Annotated in this window: 17 protein-coding genes and 1 pseudogene; 14 read left to right on the plus strand and 4 right to left on the minus strand. The window is 67.3% G+C overall.

All coding sequences use genetic code 11. The features are described 5' to 3' along the window. Window positions 1-187: 187 nt before the first annotated feature. From def to AC4QBL_RS18805, 5 genes are all read left to right on the plus strand, one after another. Complete coding sequence (gene def / locus AC4QBL_RS18785) at window positions 188-709, plus strand: peptide deformylase (RefSeq protein ID WP_472907718.1); 522 nt, start codon at window positions 188-190, stop codon at window positions 707-709. Window positions 710-780: 71 nt separating this feature from the next. Further along, window positions 781-1212, plus strand: coding sequence for a hypothetical protein (locus tag AC4QBL_RS18790; protein WP_472907717.1), 432 nt, complete (start codon window positions 781-783; stop codon window positions 1210-1212). A 67-nt stretch (window positions 1213-1279) separates the two neighbouring features. Continuing rightward, on the plus strand, window positions 1280-2269 hold the full coding sequence (gene fmt / locus AC4QBL_RS18795; RefSeq protein ID WP_472907716.1) for a methionyl-tRNA formyltransferase: 990 nt from the start codon (window positions 1280-1282) through the stop codon (window positions 2267-2269). Next, a complete protein-coding gene (locus tag AC4QBL_RS18800; protein WP_472900432.1) occupies window positions 2269-3012 on the plus strand; it encodes an AzlC family ABC transporter permease in 744 nt (247 codons plus the stop codon). The genes fmt and AC4QBL_RS18800 overlap by 1 nt, the downstream gene beginning before the upstream one ends. Continuing rightward, the gene (locus AC4QBL_RS18805) at window positions 3005-3340 is read left to right on the plus strand and encodes an AzlD domain-containing protein (protein ID WP_472907715.1); all 336 of its coding nucleotides are present in this window, start codon (window positions 3005-3007) and stop codon (window positions 3338-3340) included. Before AC4QBL_RS18800 ends, AC4QBL_RS18805 begins: the two co-directional genes overlap by 8 nt. A 3-nt stretch (window positions 3341-3343) precedes the next feature. Here the strand turns inward: AC4QBL_RS18805 and AC4QBL_RS18810 are convergent, their stop codons facing one another. Continuing rightward, window positions 3344-5314, minus strand: coding sequence for an LTA synthase family protein (locus AC4QBL_RS18810; RefSeq protein ID WP_472907714.1), 1971 nt, complete (start codon window positions 5312-5314; stop codon window positions 3344-3346). Window positions 5315-5502: 188 nt separating this feature from the next. Between AC4QBL_RS18810 and AC4QBL_RS18815 the strand changes: the two genes are divergently transcribed. From AC4QBL_RS18815 to AC4QBL_RS18825, 3 genes are all read left to right on the plus strand, one after another. Next, a complete protein-coding gene (locus AC4QBL_RS18815; protein WP_472907713.1) occupies window positions 5503-6219 on the plus strand; it encodes a response regulator in 717 nt (238 codons plus the stop codon). Then, entirely contained in the window at window positions 6216-7598 is a 1383-nt protein-coding gene (locus AC4QBL_RS18820) for a sensor histidine kinase (RefSeq protein WP_472907712.1), read from the plus strand. The genes AC4QBL_RS18815 and AC4QBL_RS18820 overlap by 4 nt, the downstream gene beginning before the upstream one ends. Before the next feature lie 188 nt (window positions 7599-7786). After that, the gene (locus tag AC4QBL_RS18825) at window positions 7787-9463 is read left to right on the plus strand and encodes a phosphoethanolamine transferase (RefSeq protein ID WP_472907711.1); all 1677 of its coding nucleotides are present in this window, start codon (window positions 7787-7789) and stop codon (window positions 9461-9463) included. Here the strand turns inward: AC4QBL_RS18825 and AC4QBL_RS18830 are convergent. From AC4QBL_RS18830 to AC4QBL_RS18840, 3 genes are read right to left on the minus strand one after another with little or no spacing between them, the layout of a single operon-like run. Continuing rightward, window positions 9438-10850 (minus strand): ATP-binding protein, encoded by a 1413-nt coding sequence (locus tag AC4QBL_RS18830; protein ID WP_472907710.1) that lies wholly within the window; start codon window positions 10848-10850, stop codon window positions 9438-9440. The two genes, AC4QBL_RS18825 and AC4QBL_RS18830, sit on opposite strands and share 26 nt — an antisense overlap. 9 nt (window positions 10851-10859) lie before the next feature. Beyond that, window positions 10860-11534: a response regulator transcription factor gene (locus AC4QBL_RS18835; RefSeq protein ID WP_472907709.1), complete on the minus strand. Its 675-nt coding sequence runs from the start codon at window positions 11532-11534 to the stop codon at window positions 10860-10862. Between the two features lie 12 nt (window positions 11535-11546). Continuing rightward, window positions 11547-11882 carry a PepSY domain-containing protein gene (locus tag AC4QBL_RS18840; protein ID WP_472900423.1) on the minus strand — a complete coding sequence of 112 codons (336 nt, stop codon included), beginning with the start codon at window positions 11880-11882 and terminating at the stop codon, window positions 11547-11549. A gap of 137 nt (window positions 11883-12019) precedes the next feature. Here AC4QBL_RS18840 and AC4QBL_RS18845 point away from each other — a divergent pair, with 137 nt between their 5' ends. From AC4QBL_RS18845 to AC4QBL_RS18870, 6 genes and pseudogenes are all read left to right on the plus strand, one after another. Further along, a complete protein-coding gene (locus AC4QBL_RS18845) occupies window positions 12020-12424 on the plus strand; it encodes a DUF1924 domain-containing protein (RefSeq protein ID WP_472900422.1) in 405 nt (134 codons plus the stop codon). A 37-nt stretch (window positions 12425-12461) separates the two neighbouring features. Next, on the plus strand, window positions 12462-12977 hold the full coding sequence (locus AC4QBL_RS18850; protein ID WP_472900421.1) for a diheme cytochrome c: 516 nt from the start codon (window positions 12462-12464) through the stop codon (window positions 12975-12977). Between the two features lie 27 nt (window positions 12978-13004). Beyond that, on the plus strand, window positions 13005-13787 hold the full coding sequence (locus tag AC4QBL_RS18855; RefSeq protein WP_472900420.1) for a cytochrome b/b6 domain-containing protein: 783 nt from the start codon (window positions 13005-13007) through the stop codon (window positions 13785-13787). Between the two features lie 155 nt (window positions 13788-13942). After that, window positions 13943-14317: a PepSY domain-containing protein gene (locus tag AC4QBL_RS18860; RefSeq protein WP_472900419.1), complete on the plus strand. Its 375-nt coding sequence runs from the start codon at window positions 13943-13945 to the stop codon at window positions 14315-14317. 71 nt (window positions 14318-14388) lie between these two features. Next, window positions 14389-14538, plus strand: a pseudogene (locus AC4QBL_RS18865) (rubredoxin); the annotation flags it as partial. Between the two features lie 94 nt (window positions 14539-14632). Further along, complete coding sequence (locus AC4QBL_RS18870; RefSeq protein ID WP_472900418.1) at window positions 14633-15826, plus strand: phosphoglycerate kinase; 1194 nt, start codon at window positions 14633-14635, stop codon at window positions 15824-15826. Window positions 15827-15834: the final 8 nt, after the last annotated feature.

The following is a 15834-nucleotide window of genomic DNA, read 5'->3' on the forward strand; positions in this document are numbered from 1 at the left end:
TCTTGACAATTTGCATTTGATTTTGCGCCCAAGCCATTGATTAGGCAATGTATACGGGGAGGCGCAACCACAGCCGTGGACAAAAGTGGCGAAAATAGCGACAAACGGGCAAGCTTGTCACTGCGGCGCCTCTTTAGGACCGTCGGGCTGCCCCCACTTATTTGATTCTTCTGTGGCTACTCTGACCATGAACACGTCCACCCTGCTCGAAATTTTGTGTTACCCGGACCCCCGCCTGCACACCGTGGCCCGCCCGGTGGCCGCGGTGGACGACCGTATCCGCGGCCTGATTGACCGCATGTTTTCCACCATGTACGACGCCAGCGGCATTGGCCTGGCGGCCACGCAGGTGAATGTGCATGAGCGCCTGGTGGTGATCGACGTCAGCGAAGAGCGCAACCAGCCCATGGTGTTGATCAACCCTGAAATTGAATGGGCCAGCCCGGAAAAGCGCAAGGGCGAAGAGGGCTGCTTGTCGGTGCCGGGGATTTACGACGGCGTTGAGCGTTCGCTGGCGGTTCGCGTGCGCGCGCTGGACGCAGAGGGCAAAGCCCGGGTGATTGAGGCCGAGGGCATGCTGGCGGTGTGCATTCAGCACGAAATGGACCACCTGATGGGCAAGGTGTTTGTGGAATACCTGTCTTCGCTCAAGCAAGGGCGCATCAAGTCCAAACTGGCGAAAGCCCAGCGCGAGGCGATGCGTTCGTGAAACCCGGCTTGCGGTGGGGTCCTCGCGCTTGGGTGTGGGCCGGGTTGCTGGCGCTGGCCGGGTGCACAGGCATGCCGGAGCGCTTGGCGCAAGGCACGCCGCGAAGCGACATTGAAACCCGCCTCGGCCAGCCCACGGCGGTGGTTGCGCTGGCTGACGGCACGCAGCTCCAGTATTCGCGCCAGCCGGCCGGGCAGCAGGTGTACAACCTGACGCTGGATGCCGACGGCCGCTTGCGCCAGGTGGACCAGGTGATGGACCTGGCCTGGTTTCACCGCATCGGCATCGACACCTGGACGCGACGCGAGGTACAGCAACAGTTCGGGCCACCGGCCCTGGTGGAGCGGGTGGCCCTTTTCGATGGCGACATCTGGACCTATCGGTTCCTGGAAAACGGTTGGTCGCGCCAGGCGCACGTGCACCTGGACCCGGCGGGCGTGGTGCGGCGGCTGATGTTCACCGATGAACCCCTGCCCGACGATTCCGCGGACCTGGACCACTGAGAGGCTGAGCGGTAGACCGGCCTTATCCCGCGCGTGAGGCGCGGGGAATTTTGTTCAAATAAGACCCATGAAAATCATCTTTGCGGGCACGCCCGAATTTGCCCGCGTGGCACTGGAGCGCTTGCACGCCGCCGGTTTTGACGTCGCCCTGGTGCTGACCCAGCCGGACCGGCCAGCAGGCCGCGGCATGAAGCTGCAGGCCTCGCCGGTGAAGCAGTTTGCGCTGGACCACCAGATACCGGTAGCGCAGCCGCACAGCCTGCGGCTGGACGGCAAATACCCCGACGAAGCTGCCGCTGCACGAGACACGATTGCCGCAGCCCAGGCCGATGCCATGGTTGTGGCGGCCTACGGGCTGATCTTGCCGCAGTGGGTGCTCGACGCGCCGCGTCTGGGGTGCTTCAACATCCATGCGTCGCTGTTGCCGCGCTGGCGGGGTGCTGCGCCCATTCACCGCGCCATCGAGGCCGGTGACGTGCAAAGCGGCGTCACCATCATGCAGATGGACGCCGGGCTGGATACCGGCGACATGCTGCTGGTGGAGCGCCTGCCGATCGCCACCACCGACACCACCGGGCAGCTGCATGACCGCGTGGCCACCTTGGGCGGGCGGCTGATGGTGGAGGCCCTGGAGCTGGCGGCCTGCGGAGGCCTCAAGCCGGTGAAGCAGCCTCCTGAAGGCGTGACCTACGCCCACAAAATCGACAAGACCGAGGCCGCCATCAACTGGCGGTTGCCCGCCGCTGTGATCGCCCGGCGGGTGCGTGCGTTCAACCCCTTTCCAGGCGCTGCCACGGCGCTGGCGGGCGAAGCGGTCAAGGTGTGGATGGCCGATGCCGAACCCTCTGATGCCGCCCAACCCGGGGCTTTGCCCGGGGTGGTGCTTGCTGTGGCGGCCGACGGCATTCGGGTGCAGACGGGTGATGGCGTGCTGGTGCTCACCGAGCTGCAGCGCGCCGGCGGCAAGCGCTTGCCCGTCGCCGACTTTCTGCGTGGCTTTGTGATCGCGCCGGGTCAGGTGCTGGACAGCGCGCCGGCGCAGAAAGCTGCTGCCTGATGTTCTTTCTGGCTGAACACCGCCGACAAGCGGAATTTTGGGAAGGCGTGCGCGACCAGGCCACCGTGGCCATGGGCATTGCCGCCTGGGGCCTGATGACCGGCGTCGCCATGGTCAAGTCGGGTTTGTCGGTGCTGGAGGCGGTGTTGATGACGCTGATCGTCTACGCCGGCAGCGCGCAGCTGGCTGCCGTGCCCATGATCGCGGCAGGCGCGCCGCTGTGGGTGATTCTGGCCGCTGCGTTTTGCGTCAACCTGCGGTTTGTGGTGTTTTCAGCCCACCTGCGGCCTTACATGATGCACCTGCCGCGCTGGCAGCGCATGGTGTCGGGCTACGTCACCGGTGACCTGAGCTACGTGTTTTTTGCCCGCCGCTTCCCCAAGCCGGGCCACACGCCGGACGAGCTGGCCCGCCAACAGGCTTACCTCATGGGCAATTGCGCGGTGAACTACATCGCCTGGATGATGGCCAGCCTGGTGGGCATTGCGCTGGCCAACGCCATTCCCACCGAGTGGGGCCTGGGCTTTGCGGGCATTCTGGCTCTGTTGGGTGTGCTGAGCTCGCTGGCCAGTTCCAAGCTGCGCATGGTGTCGGCGGGCGTGGCGGGCGCGGCGGCGGTGGTCGCTTTTGCCTTGCCGCTCAAGCTCAACATTCTGGTGGCCATTGCCAGCGCCGTGGCCATCTGTCTGGTGCTGGAAAAAATGCCCCGGAGCCACCCACCGGGGGGAGCCAGCCATGTTTGATGTCGATCCCTGGACCCTGCTCACCATCCTGGCGCTCGGCGTCATCACCGTGGTCACCCGCGGGTTTTTCTTCATGTCCAGCAAACCCTGGACGCTGCCCGGCTGGGCTCAACGCGGCCTGCAGTACGCGCCCATCGCGGCGCTGTCTGCGGTGGTGGTGCCCGAAATTGTGATGACCCAGGGCGCGCTGATCCAGACCTGGCAAGACGCCCGCTTGTTTGCGGTGGTGGCCGGGCTGTGCTGGTTTGCCTGGCAGCGCGGCGTGCTGGGCACCATCGTGGCGGGCATGGTGGTGTATTTGCCGCTGAAGATTGGGCTGGGCTGGTAGGGTTCAGCGGTGCAGTTGTTCCCGGTAGGCCATCTGGGCGTACAGCGCATGAGCCACCGCTTTTTCCAGCAGTGCCGGGTTGCTGCCCGCATCGGGCTGCAGCCGCCCATTGGCGTAGCGCATCAGGCGGGGTGCCTGGTCGGGTTGCAGCAGCACCACCTGCGGGCCTTCCATGTAGGCCTGGATTTTGTCGAACTGCATGATGGCCCGGCCGGGTGCGTTGGGCGCAGCAGGCAGGCTCAGATCGCGGCCGATCAGCGGGTGTTCACCGCTCAATCCCATCAGGGAAATGAGGGTGGGCGCCAGGTCGATCTGGCTGGCCACCGGCTCGATGCGGCGGGGTGCTTTGATGGTGCCACCCAGGATCAAACCGGGAATATGAAAGCGCTCTACCGGTAGCAGCGACGGGCCGTAGACGCGGGAGTTGTGGTCGGCCACGATCAGGAACACCGTGTTGTTCCAGTAGGGTGCGGCCTTGGCCTGTTCGATGAACCGGCCCAGTGCTTGGTCGGCGTATTTCACCGCGTTGTTCACGGTTGACTTGGGCTGGTCGTAGAGCGTGATTTGGCCGTCCGGAAATTCGAATGGCGCGTGGTTGGACGAGGTGAAGATGAGACCGAAAAACGGCTTGTCTGCGGGCTGCGCGCTGAAGTGGCGGTGGGCTTTGTCCATCACGTCGCCGTCTGCTGCGCCCCAGGTGCCCACGAAAGCTTCAGGGCCGAAGTCTTTTTGCTCGATGACGCGGTCAAACCCGTTGCCCATGAAGAAGCCGCGCATGTTGTCGAAGTGGGACTCGCCGCCGTAAAAGAAGGTCGATTCGTAGCCCTTGTTTTTCAGGAAGCTGGCCAGCGTGAAGAAGTCGCGTTGCGACTTGGCCAGCTTCACCGTGCTGACCGCTGAGGTGGGCGGGTAGCCTGCCACCACCGCCTCAATGCCCCGCACCGAGCGGGTGCCGGTGGCGTAGAGCTGCTCGAACCACAGGCCCTCATCCGCCAGGCGGTCCAGGTTGGGCGTGAGCGGCAAGCCGCCCAGGCGCCCTACAAATTCAGCACCCAGACTTTCTTCGAGCACGATCACCAGGTTGAGGGGGCGCGGGCGTGGGTGTGCGCTGACCTGGTGGTGGCGCAGGGGCACCTCGGGGTGCTGAAATGCGTGGGCAGGCAGGCCGGTTTCCTGGCGCACCAGCTCGATCACCCGCTCGCGCGGCAGCCGGGCGTAGGTGATGCCGCCGTCCTCAGACTTGCGCGACAGGTGCACCGCAAACAGCAGCGTGTAGGCCGAGCTCAGCGGCAGTTCGTTCACCAGGTGGTCGGCCGTGACCGCCGCTGAAGAGGGGTTGGCCGGGCGGTGCCCCACCGCACCGCGCGCGCTCAGCGCCAGCAGTGCCAGCAGCAACAGCGACCAGGGCAGCGCATGGCGCAGGCGGACCGACTGGGTGGTTGGCCCGGTGTGGGTCAGGCGCCAGTACAGCGCGGTCAGCGTGGGCAGCAGCAAGGCGGTGGCCAGCAGGTTGGGCCAATGGTCTTTGAGCAGCGTGCCGCCCACTTCTTTGGCGTAACCCAGGTACTCCACAAACAGGTAGTTGGGGCGGCTGTCGTATTGCGCGATGAAGGCCGGGGTGGACAGTTCCATGAAGGCCACGAACACCAGGCCGACCAGTCCATACACACGCAAGACCGCCCGCCAGGGGCGCCAACTGGCCTGGCCCAGTGCCATCCAGGGTGTGAGTGTCGCGGGCAGCACCCACATCAGCCCCAGCAGCACGCCGTCAAACCGCAGGCCTTGCAGCACCACATGGGACCAGGCGGCGGTGTCGTCGATGCGCTGGGACTGCCACAGCGCCAGCCCCAGCCGAGACAGCCACAGCACCGCCAGCATGGCCGCCATGGGCAGCAGCAACGGCTTGAGCAGGGTGAGGCTGTCGGTTTGAAAGCGCGAAGTGAGCGCGCGCGCGTTGGCAGAAGACTTGGGCATGTGCGGCACAGCAACCCAGCCGGGCGCTGGTTGCTCCGTCAAAAAGAGCCCGAGTGTTGGCGCTGAACATTAAGCGCGCCTTATCCCTTGTCGCACCCGGCCGGCGCGGTGCCAGGGTTAAGGCACGCTTAAGACGGCGCCGGATAATCGGCTTCTTTGTTTTTGCGGGCCCTGGGCCTGTTCCCGACATGCGCGCTTTGGTGGTGGAAGACGATCCCGGTATTGCCAGCGGGCTGGCGGCCTCGCTGCGCCGCACGGGTTACGCGGTGGACGTGTGTGGCACTTTGCAGGCGGCCTGGGCGGCGTTGTCGGTGGAACCGTTTGACGTGATGCTGCTGGACCTGGGCCTGCCCGATGGCGACGGGCTGGACCTGCTGGTGCGGCTGCGCCGCCAGGCCGAGCGGCCCGCTGGGCGCGAGCACTTGCCGCATGCCAACATGCCGGTGCTGATCATGACCGCGCGCGACGGCGTGAGCGACCGCATCAGCGGACTGGACGGCGGTGCCGACGACTACATCGTCAAACCTTTTGATGCCAACGAAATGCTGGCGCGCCTGCGTGCCATGCTGCGCCGTGCCAGTGGGCGCAGCAAGCCGGTGATCGAACACGGCGACCTGGTGCTCGACCCGGCCGAACACACCGTGCAGCGGGCCGGCGTGCCGGTGGCGCTGGGCGCCAAAGAGTTTGCGCTGCTGCTCACGCTGCTGCAGGCGCGTCCGCAGGTGTTGTCCAAATCGCGGCTGGAGTCGGCGCTGTACGGTTTTGGTGAGGCGCTGGACAGCAACGCCATTGAAGTGCACGTGCACCACCTGCGCCGCAAGCTCGGCGAATCGCTGATCAAGACGGTGCGGGGCGTGGGCTACTTCATTCCGCGCGAAGCCGATGCGCCAGCGCCCTCGCCATGACGCCCGCGACCGCTGCCCGCCCACGCCAGAAGCTGCTGTGGCGCCACCTCTGGGGCTTGACGCTGAGCGCGCTCACACTGGTCTGGCTGACGCTGATGGCGGCGGCCTGGTACACCGGGCACCACGAAACCGAAGAGCTGAGCGACGGCCACATGGTGGGTGTGGCCCGGCTGTGGCTGGCCGTGTCGCCCACTGAAGTGGGCGCGCTGAGCGAGCCGCTGGCGCGCCAGGGTCTGCGCAGTTATGTGCAGGACCTGGCGGTGATCGAGTGGCAGGGCGACCGGGTGGTGACCGACACGCACCGCCTGGCCGCTGGCCTGGGGCTGACCGCTGCCCCCCTGCCCGGGGCCTCGGTGCGCCAGTACGAGGGGGCCATGGGCAGCGGCCCCTGGCGCATGGTGGTGGAAGAGGCCGCAGACCCGCCAGCCCATGCACCGCGCCGGCGTGTGGCGGTGCTCATGAACATGGACCAGCGGGTGGACCTCGGCGGTGATGTGGCCAAGCATGTGGCGCGTCCGGCGCTGCTGGTGTTGCCGCTGGTGGCGCTGGGTTTGTGGTGGACCATACGGCGCGGTTTGCGCCCGCTGGACCGCCTGTCTCGGGAAGTGGCCGAACTCGATGCGTTTGCAGGCCAGCGGCTGGGTGACCAGCACCGGTTTCGCGAATTCTCCAGCACCGTGCAGGCCATCAACACACTGGTGGACACCTTGCAGACGCGGGCGCAGCGCGAGCGCGCGTTTGCGTCCGACGTGGCCCATGAGCTGCGCACGCCGCTGGCGTCCATCGCGCTGCAGGCGCGGGCTGCGCAGGGTGATGCGTCGGCAGAACAGCTGGCCGCTCTGGAGCAAGAGGCACTGCGCGCGGGGCGCATTTTGGCGCAGCTGCTGGACTTGGCCCGCGCACAGCGCACCGGTGTGGCTGGGCTTGCGGGCGAAGCGGCGGCACCGATCGAACTCGGCGCCCTGGCTGCCGAGCTGATCTCGCGCCACGCACAAATGGGCCACGAAACCGGACACGAGCTTTCGCTGGTGCAGCCCGATGCACCGGTGCAGGTGCACGCCCAACCCATGCTGCTGGAGCTGGCCCTGCGCAACCTGCTGGAAAACGCTTTGCGCCACACGCCGGCAGGCACCCAGGTGTGTGTGCAGGTGTGGCAAACGCCGCAGGCCGTGGGCTTGTCGGTGAGCGACGACGGGCAGCGCGGTGCCGACGCAACGCAGCCCCCACCCGCAGTGCCCGTGGCGTCGGCCGACACCGCCGGCTTGGGCTTGGGGTTGCGACTGGTCGAGCGCATTGCCGAGCAACTGGGCGCCGAATTTCTGCGTGACCAGGGCGACAGCCCCATGACCACGCGCTTCACGCTGCGCTGGCCGCGCTGAATCTGCTGCGCCACGCAGCTGGTTGGCTGGCTGCCCCGGGGTTGGGCTTAAGGCCGGTTTAATCCCGGGTTTTTAAGCTGCCTCAGCCAGGCTGTTCTGGCCTGTGAGGTGCTGGTGTGTTGATCTTTCCTTCGGTTGTATGGGCGCCGCAGCGGGTCGCTGGCGCTGTGCGTCGCACCCCAGCGGCGATGGGCCAAACCCCGTGGCGCGCGGTGTGGCCGCTGGCATGCTGGTTGGCTCTGGCGGGCAACGTGCCCTTGTGGCAGCGGGTGGCTGCGCTTGATGGGTCGATGGGCCAAACGGCTGTGTTGCTGGCCGGTCTGGGTCTGCTGGTGTGGGGCGCCACGGCAGCGCTGCTGTCCTTGATGGTCTGGCCTTTTGCCTACCGGCCGCTGGCCTCGGTGCTGGTGCTGGTGACGGCCTTCAACACCCACTTCATGCTGCAGTACGGTGCCGTGATCGACCCCACCATGCTGGCCAACGTGGTGCAGACCGATGCGCGTGAAGTGCGCGACCTGTTGTCGCCCGCGCTGCCGTTCACCGTGCTGCTGGTGGCCGGTGTGCCGCTGTGGTGGATCTGGCGCCGGCCCCTGCGCTCGCGCCACTGGCTGGCGCAAACCGGACGCAACGCCGGCGGTGCGGCACTGGGCTTGCTGGTGGCCGTGCTGGTGGCACTGCTCACCTACCAAAACCTGGCCTCGCTCATGCGCAACCACAAAGACCTGCGCTACATGATCAACCCGCTCAACAGCGTCTATGCCGCCACGCGCTTGGCCGCTGACCAGTTGCCCCGCCAGGTGAAAGCCCTGCAGCCGGTGGGCGAAGACGCCCACTTGGGAGCCAGCTACGCGCAGCAGGCTCGGCCCCCGCTGCTGGTGCTGGTGGTGGGCGAAACAGCGCGCGCGCAAAACTGGGGCCTCAGCGGTTACGCCCGATCCACCACGCCCGCGCTGGCGCGCTGGCAGGCCCAGGGCGACTTGGTCAATTTCAGCCAGGTGCAATCGTGCGGCACCAACACGCAGGTGTCTGTGCCTTGCCTGTTTTCGCCGCTCACGCGCGCGCACGGTGGCGACCAAACCGCCGAACACGAAAACCTGCTGGACGTGCTGCAGCGTGCCGGCCTGGCCGTGCTGTGGCTCGACAACCAGTCGGGCTGCAAAGGCGTGTGCGACCGCGTGCCCAGTGCCAGCACGCGCGAGCTGAACCTGCCCGGTCTGTGCGAGGGCGGGGAGTGCTACGACGTCGCGATGCTCGACGGACTGGACGAACGCATCGCCGCGCTCGACCCGCAGCGCCGCGCGCGCGGCGTGGTGCTGGTGATGCACCAAATGGGCAGCCACGGCCCCGCGTATTTCAAGCGCACACCGGCCAGCCGCAAGCCGTTTCAGCCCGAATGCGCCAGCAACACACTCTCGGACTGCGCGCCCGACCAGTTGACCAACGCCTACGACAACACGATCGCCTACACCGACCATTTTCTGGACCAGACCCTGAACTGGCTGCAGCAACGCGCGACCGCTCGCACCAACGACACCGGGCTGATCTACCTGTCGGACCACGGCGAGTCGCTGGGCGAAAACGGCCTGTACCTGCACGGCGTGCCCTACGCGTTTGCGCCGCAGCAGCAAACCCATGTGCCCATGGTGACGTGGATGTCGCCCGGGTTGCAGCAGCGCACGGGGGTGCGTTCGGGTTGTCTGCGCGCGCGCGCCGACCAGGCCTTGTCACACGACCACCTGTTTCATTCCGTGCTGGGTCTGATGGATGTGGCCACCCGAGCTTACCAACCCGCCCTGGATGTGTTTGCGCCTTGTGCTGCGCCGCACCAGGCCGAGGGCTTCACGCCGCCGTTGCGGGCAAGCTGAGCTCGGCCCGCAGCCCGCCCAGCGCCGACTTGCCCAGGCTCAGCTGGCCGCCATACAACTGGGCCAGCTCGTCCACGATGGCCAGTCCCAGGCCGGAACCGGGCACGCTTTCGTCCAGCCGCAGGCCGCGCTGCAGCGCGGTGGTGCGGGCCTGTTCGCCAATGCCGGGGCCGTCGTCTTCCACGCACACGTGCAGCCTGCCCAATGCGCCGCTGGCGCTCACGCGCACCGCGCTGCGCGCCCATTTGCAGGCGTTGTCCAGCAGGTTGCCCAGCATCTCCTGCAGGTCTTGCGCTTCGCCCGCAAAGGCCAGCGCCTCGGGCAGCTCGGTGCTGTCCATATCGAGGGCACGCGCCGCATACACCCGCTGCATCACCCGCACCAGGCTCTGTGCCACCGGGGCCACCGGCGTGCGCTGGCCCGGCAGCCGGTGGCTGGCCGCAGCGCGCGAGCGGGCCAGGTGCCAGTCCACCTGGCGCCGTGCGGTGTCCACCTGCTCTTGCACCAGCTGCGCCAGCGGCTGCTCGGGGTGCACTTGCAGCGACTGTGCCGCCGCCTGCCCCAGCACCGCCAGCGGTGTCTTGATGGCATGGGCCAGGTTGCCCGCCTGCGTGCGGGCGCGGGTCACCACCTCGGCGTTGCGGTCGAGCACGCCGTTGAAGTCGTCAATCAGCGGCTGCACCTCGGCGAGGAACGCGCCGCTGAGCCGCGCGTCCTGGCCCTCACGCACCCGGCCCAGCGCGTCTTGCAGCGCGCGCAAGGGCGACAACCCCACCGCCACCTGCGCCAGCGCTGCCAGCACCAGCAGCGTGCCCAGCACCAGCAGCGAGGCCGTGAGCACCCCTTTGAAATCGGCCACCGCCCGCAGGCTGTCTTGCGTGTCGGCGGCCACGATCAGGCGCCAGCGCGCTGCGCTGGGTTCCCCCAGGCGCACGGTGCGTTCCAGTATCAGCACCGGCGCGCCCTGTGGGCCTGTGCCTTCGTGCGCATGCACGGCGCCATCGGCCAGCGCATCGGTGCTGAGCGCCAGGCTGCTGTCCCACAGCGAGCGCGAACGCAGCACGCCGCTGCGCGCCTGTCCGTCGGCGCTGACCCGGTCGAGCTGCCAATACAGGCCGGAATACGGTTTTTGCCAACGGGGATCGGACAGCGCCCGCGCATCAATGGCGGGCTGGCCGGACGCGTCGATGTCCAGCTGCGCGGTCAGCTGATCGAGCTGTTGCGTCAGCGTGGTCTGAAACTGGCTCAGCACATGGGCCCGAAACAGGCTGCTCAGCACCATGCCCGCCAGCAGCAGCGCCAGCGCCAGACCCGCCAGGGTGGCCACCAGCAAACGCCAACGCAACGAATGGCGCCACGACAGCGCCCAGCGGCCAAACAGGTTCATGCACCAAGCTTAGCTGGGTACACCGCTTGGTGGCGCGAGCCGGTAGCCCATGCCGCGCACGGTTTCAATCAGCTCGGGTGGTAGCTTCTTGCGCAGGCGCCCCACAAACACCTCGATGGTGTTGGAATCGCGGTCGTAGTCCTGCGCGTAAATGTGTTCGGTGAGTTCGGTGCGCGAGACCACGGCGCCAGGCCGGTGCATCAGGTAGTCCAGCACCTTGTGTTCGTGGCTGGTGAGCGCCACCGGTTGGCCGTTCAGCGTGACGCGGCCGCTGCGCGTGTCCAGCGCCAGCGCGCCGCACTGCAGCACCGGTGAGGCCTGCCCGTTGGCGCGGCGGATCAGCGCGCGCAGCCGCGCCAGCAGCTCTTCCATGTGGAAGGGTTTGGTCAGGTAGTCGTCGGCGCCTGCGTCAATGCCAGCCACCTTCTCGCTCCAGTTGTCGCGAGCCGTCAGTATCAACACCGGCAGGGTGCGGCCACTCTGGCGCCAGCGCTTGAGCACGCTCAGGCCGTCCAGCACCGGCAGGCCCAAGTCGAGCACCACGGCGTCAAACGCCTCGGTGTCGCCCAGAAAATGCGCGTCCCGGCCGTTGTCGGCATCGTCCACCGCATAGCCCGCAGCGGCCAGCGCCGTGCGCAACTGCGCGCGCAGCGTGGGTTCGTCTTCAACCAGGAGGATCCGCATGGGGTCAGTCTCTCAGCGCTTGGGGTGGCGGTCTTTGCGCTGGATCAGTTCGGCGGTGCGCGCGTCCAGCTTGAGCTTGACCCGCTGGCCACCCGGCTGCAGCAGCTTGACCTCGTAGATCCAGCGCCCGTCGTCCCGCTCCAGCTCCACCTCCAGCACCTGGCCGGGGTGTTCGCGTTCCAGGCGCTCCAGCACGGTCTTGAGCGGCAGCACCTGGCCGGCCTGCACCGCGTCGCGGGCACGGTCGTGGTCGCTGCTGCCCTGGGCACCCGTCGCGGCCATGGCCGCGGCCAGCACCAGGGCAAATGCAGCGGTGCGGAACGTGAAGGGACGGCTCTCTGGGGGCATGGACGGGATTGTGGTGTCCCGATTCTGAACGCCCGATGAACGCGCGCTTCAGGTGGCGTTCAAGCGCCGCTGGCCACACTGACTCCATCGCCTTCCGAAACCCTGTCCAACCACCCCGTTCACGGAGCCCGACCGCCATGAAACCCACCCTCTCCTCGCTGCTGCTGGCCGCCACCCTGATGGGCAGCGGTCTTGGCATCGCCCAGGCCGCCGACACCACACCCGCCGCCCAGCAAGCGCATTGGAGCGCCCAGGCCGGCAGCCCCGGCAACGCCGCACGCGGCCAAAGCTTCTTCAATGCCAAACACGGCGGCGAATGGTCGTGTGCCTCGTGCCACGGCACGCCCCCCACGAAAGGCGGCAAGCACGCCAACACCGGCAAGGTGATCCCGCCGCTGGCGCCCGCCTTCAACGCCAAGGCCTTCACCGACACAGCGAAGGTCGACAAGTGGTTCAAGCGCAATTGCAACGACGTGCTCAGCCGCGAATGCAGCGCCGTTGAGAAGGCCGATGTGCTGGCCTACCTGAACAGCCTGAAGTGAGCGCCGTCCTTTTCATCTGAATCACCTGGAGCAACCCATGACACTTTCTTCCACCTTCCTCCGCTGCCTGCTGGCCGTGGCCGCCGGGCTGTCCCTGGCCTCTGCCGCCCAGGCCGACAGTGGCCGTGTGCTGCTGCGCAACGTACCCGCTGCCTACACCCAGGAATGCGCGGCCTGCCACACCGGCTATCCGCCGGGCATGCTGCCCGCTCGCTCCTGGCAACGCATCATGACCGGGCTGGACAAGCACTACGGCACCGACGCGTCGCTGGACGCCGCCACCGTGCAGCAGATCAGCGGCTGGCTGCTGGCCAACGCCGGCACCTACAAGCGGGTGGCCGAGGCGCCGCCCGAAGACCGCATCACCCGTTCGGCCTGGTTCGTGCGCGAGCACGACGAGGTGGCGCCATCGGTCTGGAAGCTGGCCAGCGTCAAGAGCGCCGCCAACTGCGCCGCCTGCCACACCGGCGCCGACCAGGGTGACTACAGCGAACGCACCCTGCAGGCCCCGGCCGGGCTTGACGCGCGCCAGCGCCGCGCCTGGAACGACTGACACCCAACCCCTTCAGGAGCCGCCACCATGCAAGCCTCACCCACCCTCGACAGCGCCCCCGGCAACGCCGCTGCACCGGCCGCGTCCAGCGCGTCCGCCCCCCGCCGCCTCGTCACCGATGCGCCCACGCGCATGTTCCACGGGCTGTTCGCCCTGAGCTTTCTGGGCGCCTACCTCACCGCGGACGGCGAACACTTCCGCCTGCTGCACGTCACGCTGGGCTACACCATGGCCGGGCTGCTGGTTTTTCGCGTGCTGTACGGCCTGTTCGGCCCGCGTCAGGCCGGACTGGGCCTGCTGTGGCGCAAGCTCACCGGTCTGCCGGCCTGGCTGCGCTCGGTGCGCAGCGCTCCATCGCTGTCGGCCATCAACTGGCGGCAGGCGCAGAACCTGCTCATGGCGCTGGCCGTGTTCGCCCTTCTGGTCATGGTGGTACCGCTCACGCTCAGCGGATACGGCACCTACAACGACTGGGGCGACGTGCTGGGCGGCGACTGGCTGGAGGAGGTGCACGAGTTCTTTGGCGAAGCCTTCCTGTTCGTGGTGCTCGCCCACCTGGCGCTGATCGCGGGGCTGAGCCTGCTGCGCCGCAAGAACCAGGCGGCGCCCATGTGGAACGGCCGGGTCGATGGTCCCGGGCCGGATCTGGTGCAAAACAACCGCGTCTGGCTGGCCGCGCTGCTGTTGATCGCGGTGCTGGCCTACGGCGCCTGGGAGTGGCAGCAGTCGCCCAACGGGCTGGTATCAACCCAATCGCTCAGCGGTATGGCCACGGGCGACGGTGAAGACCGCGACCGCGACGACGATTGACGACCTCGCCGCCAAGGTCAGGACCGGTTTCGGGGTGGCGTCTGTCGCTTCCATGAACGCCAGCTGAACGGCCTGTTCAGGTCGAATTCAGCACCACTTTTCAACAATGCCCACACGGTCGATTTCAACCGTGTTTCTTCAAAAAGGTCTTCATCATGCGCACGTCTCAAATCCTTTCTTCTCTGGTGGTGGCTTCGGTTCTCGCGACCGGTGTTGCAACGCTTCTGCCCGCCGTGGCACAAACCTCGCAGCCGCCTGCCGCGGCCGTGGACGCAGCGCCAAAAGGCAAACCGCTGACGATCGCCCAAGTCCTGGACAAACTGGAAGCTGCCGGCTATCGCAACATCCAGAAGGTCGAAGCCCAGCGCAACGGGTTCGAGGTCTATGCCACGAACCGCGAAGGCCAGCGCGTGGAACTCGATGTGGACAGCATCACCGGGCAGGTGAAGCGCTCCAAGGCGAAGGACCAGGACGACAAAGACCGCAGCAACAAGGGCTCCAGGAGCGAGACCGGCACCGGTCCGCGCTGACCGCGTTGCGGACCCGCAGCGCCTGGCCCTGGCCGATGAATGAAAAGGAAAACGACATGAACTGTTATCTCTGCGTGGTCTGCGGACTGGTGTACGACGAAGCGGCGGGCTGGCCTGAAGAAGGCATTGCGCCCGGTACCCGCTGGGCCGATGTGCCGGCCGGGTGGCGTTGTCCGGAGTGCGGCGTGGGCAAGGCCGACTTCGTGATGGTCCCGGCCTGACGGCGCCTGTCGGGCGGTTTCCTACAATCAGGGGGTTCGATCCCGGCGGCTCGCGCCAGCCGGGTTTGCCTTCCACCGCCCAACCGGACCCGCCATGTCATTCATCCGCTTCTCCGACCTCTGTGCCCAGGGCAAAGCCCGTGGCCAACGCGTCTTCATCCGCGCCGACCTGAACGTGCCGCAGAACGACGCGGGCGAGATCACCGAAGACACCCGCATCCGAGCCAGCATCCCCGCCATCCAGATGGCGCTGGACGCCGGCGCAGCCGTGATGGTGACCAGCCACCTGGGGCGGCCGGTCGAAGGCGAGTTCAAGCCCGAAGACTCGCTCGCCCCGGTGGCCGCCCGCATGGGCCAGCTCATGGGCCGCAGCATCCGCGTGGTCGCCAACTGGGTGGAAGGCGATTTTTCCGTCGCGCCCGGTGAGGTGGTGATGCTGGAGAACTGCCGCCTGAATGTGGGCGAGAAAAAGAACAAGCCCGAACTCGCGGCCAAGCTCGGCAAGCTCTGCGACATCTTCGTGCACGACGCCTTCGGCACCGCGCACCGCGCCGAAGGCACGACCTACGGCATCGCCGAGACCGCGCCGATCGCCTGCGCCGGCCCGCTGCTGGCGGCCGAGATGGACGCGATTTCCAAGGCGCTGGCCAACCCGAAACGCCCGCTGATCGCCATCGTCGCCGGCAGCAAGGTCAGCACCAAGCTGACCATCCTGCAGGCGCTGGCCAAGAACGTCGATGGTCTGATCGTCGGCGGTGGCATCGCCAACACCTTCATGCTCGCCGCGGGCCTGAAGATCGGCAAGAGCCTGGCCGAACCCGATCTGCTGGGCGAAGCCACGGCGGTGATCGCGGCGATGAAAGCGCGCGGCGCCGAGGTACCGATCCCCGAGGACGTGGTCTGCGCCAAGGCCTTCAGCGCCGACGCCGTGGCCACGGTCAAAGCCGCCACCGAGGTGGCCGACGACGACCTGATCCTGGACATCGGCCCCAAGACCGCCGCGAAGCTGGCCGAACAGCTCAAGAAGGCCGGGACGATCGTCTGGAACGGCCCGGTGGGCGTGTTCGAGTTCGCGGCGTTCGAGAACGGCACCAAGGTCATTGCCCAGGCCATCGCCGAGAGCAGCGCCTTCAGCATCGCGGGCGGTGGCGACACGCTGGCCGCCATTGCCAAGTACGGCATCGAAAAGGACGTGGGCTACATCTCCACCGGCGGCGGCGCTTTTCTGGAAGTGCTGGAGGGCAAGACGCTGCCGGCGTTCGAAATCCTGGCCCGGCGCGCGGGCTGATCCAGCTG

Source organism: Hydrogenophaga sp. L99, assembly GCF_058731905.1.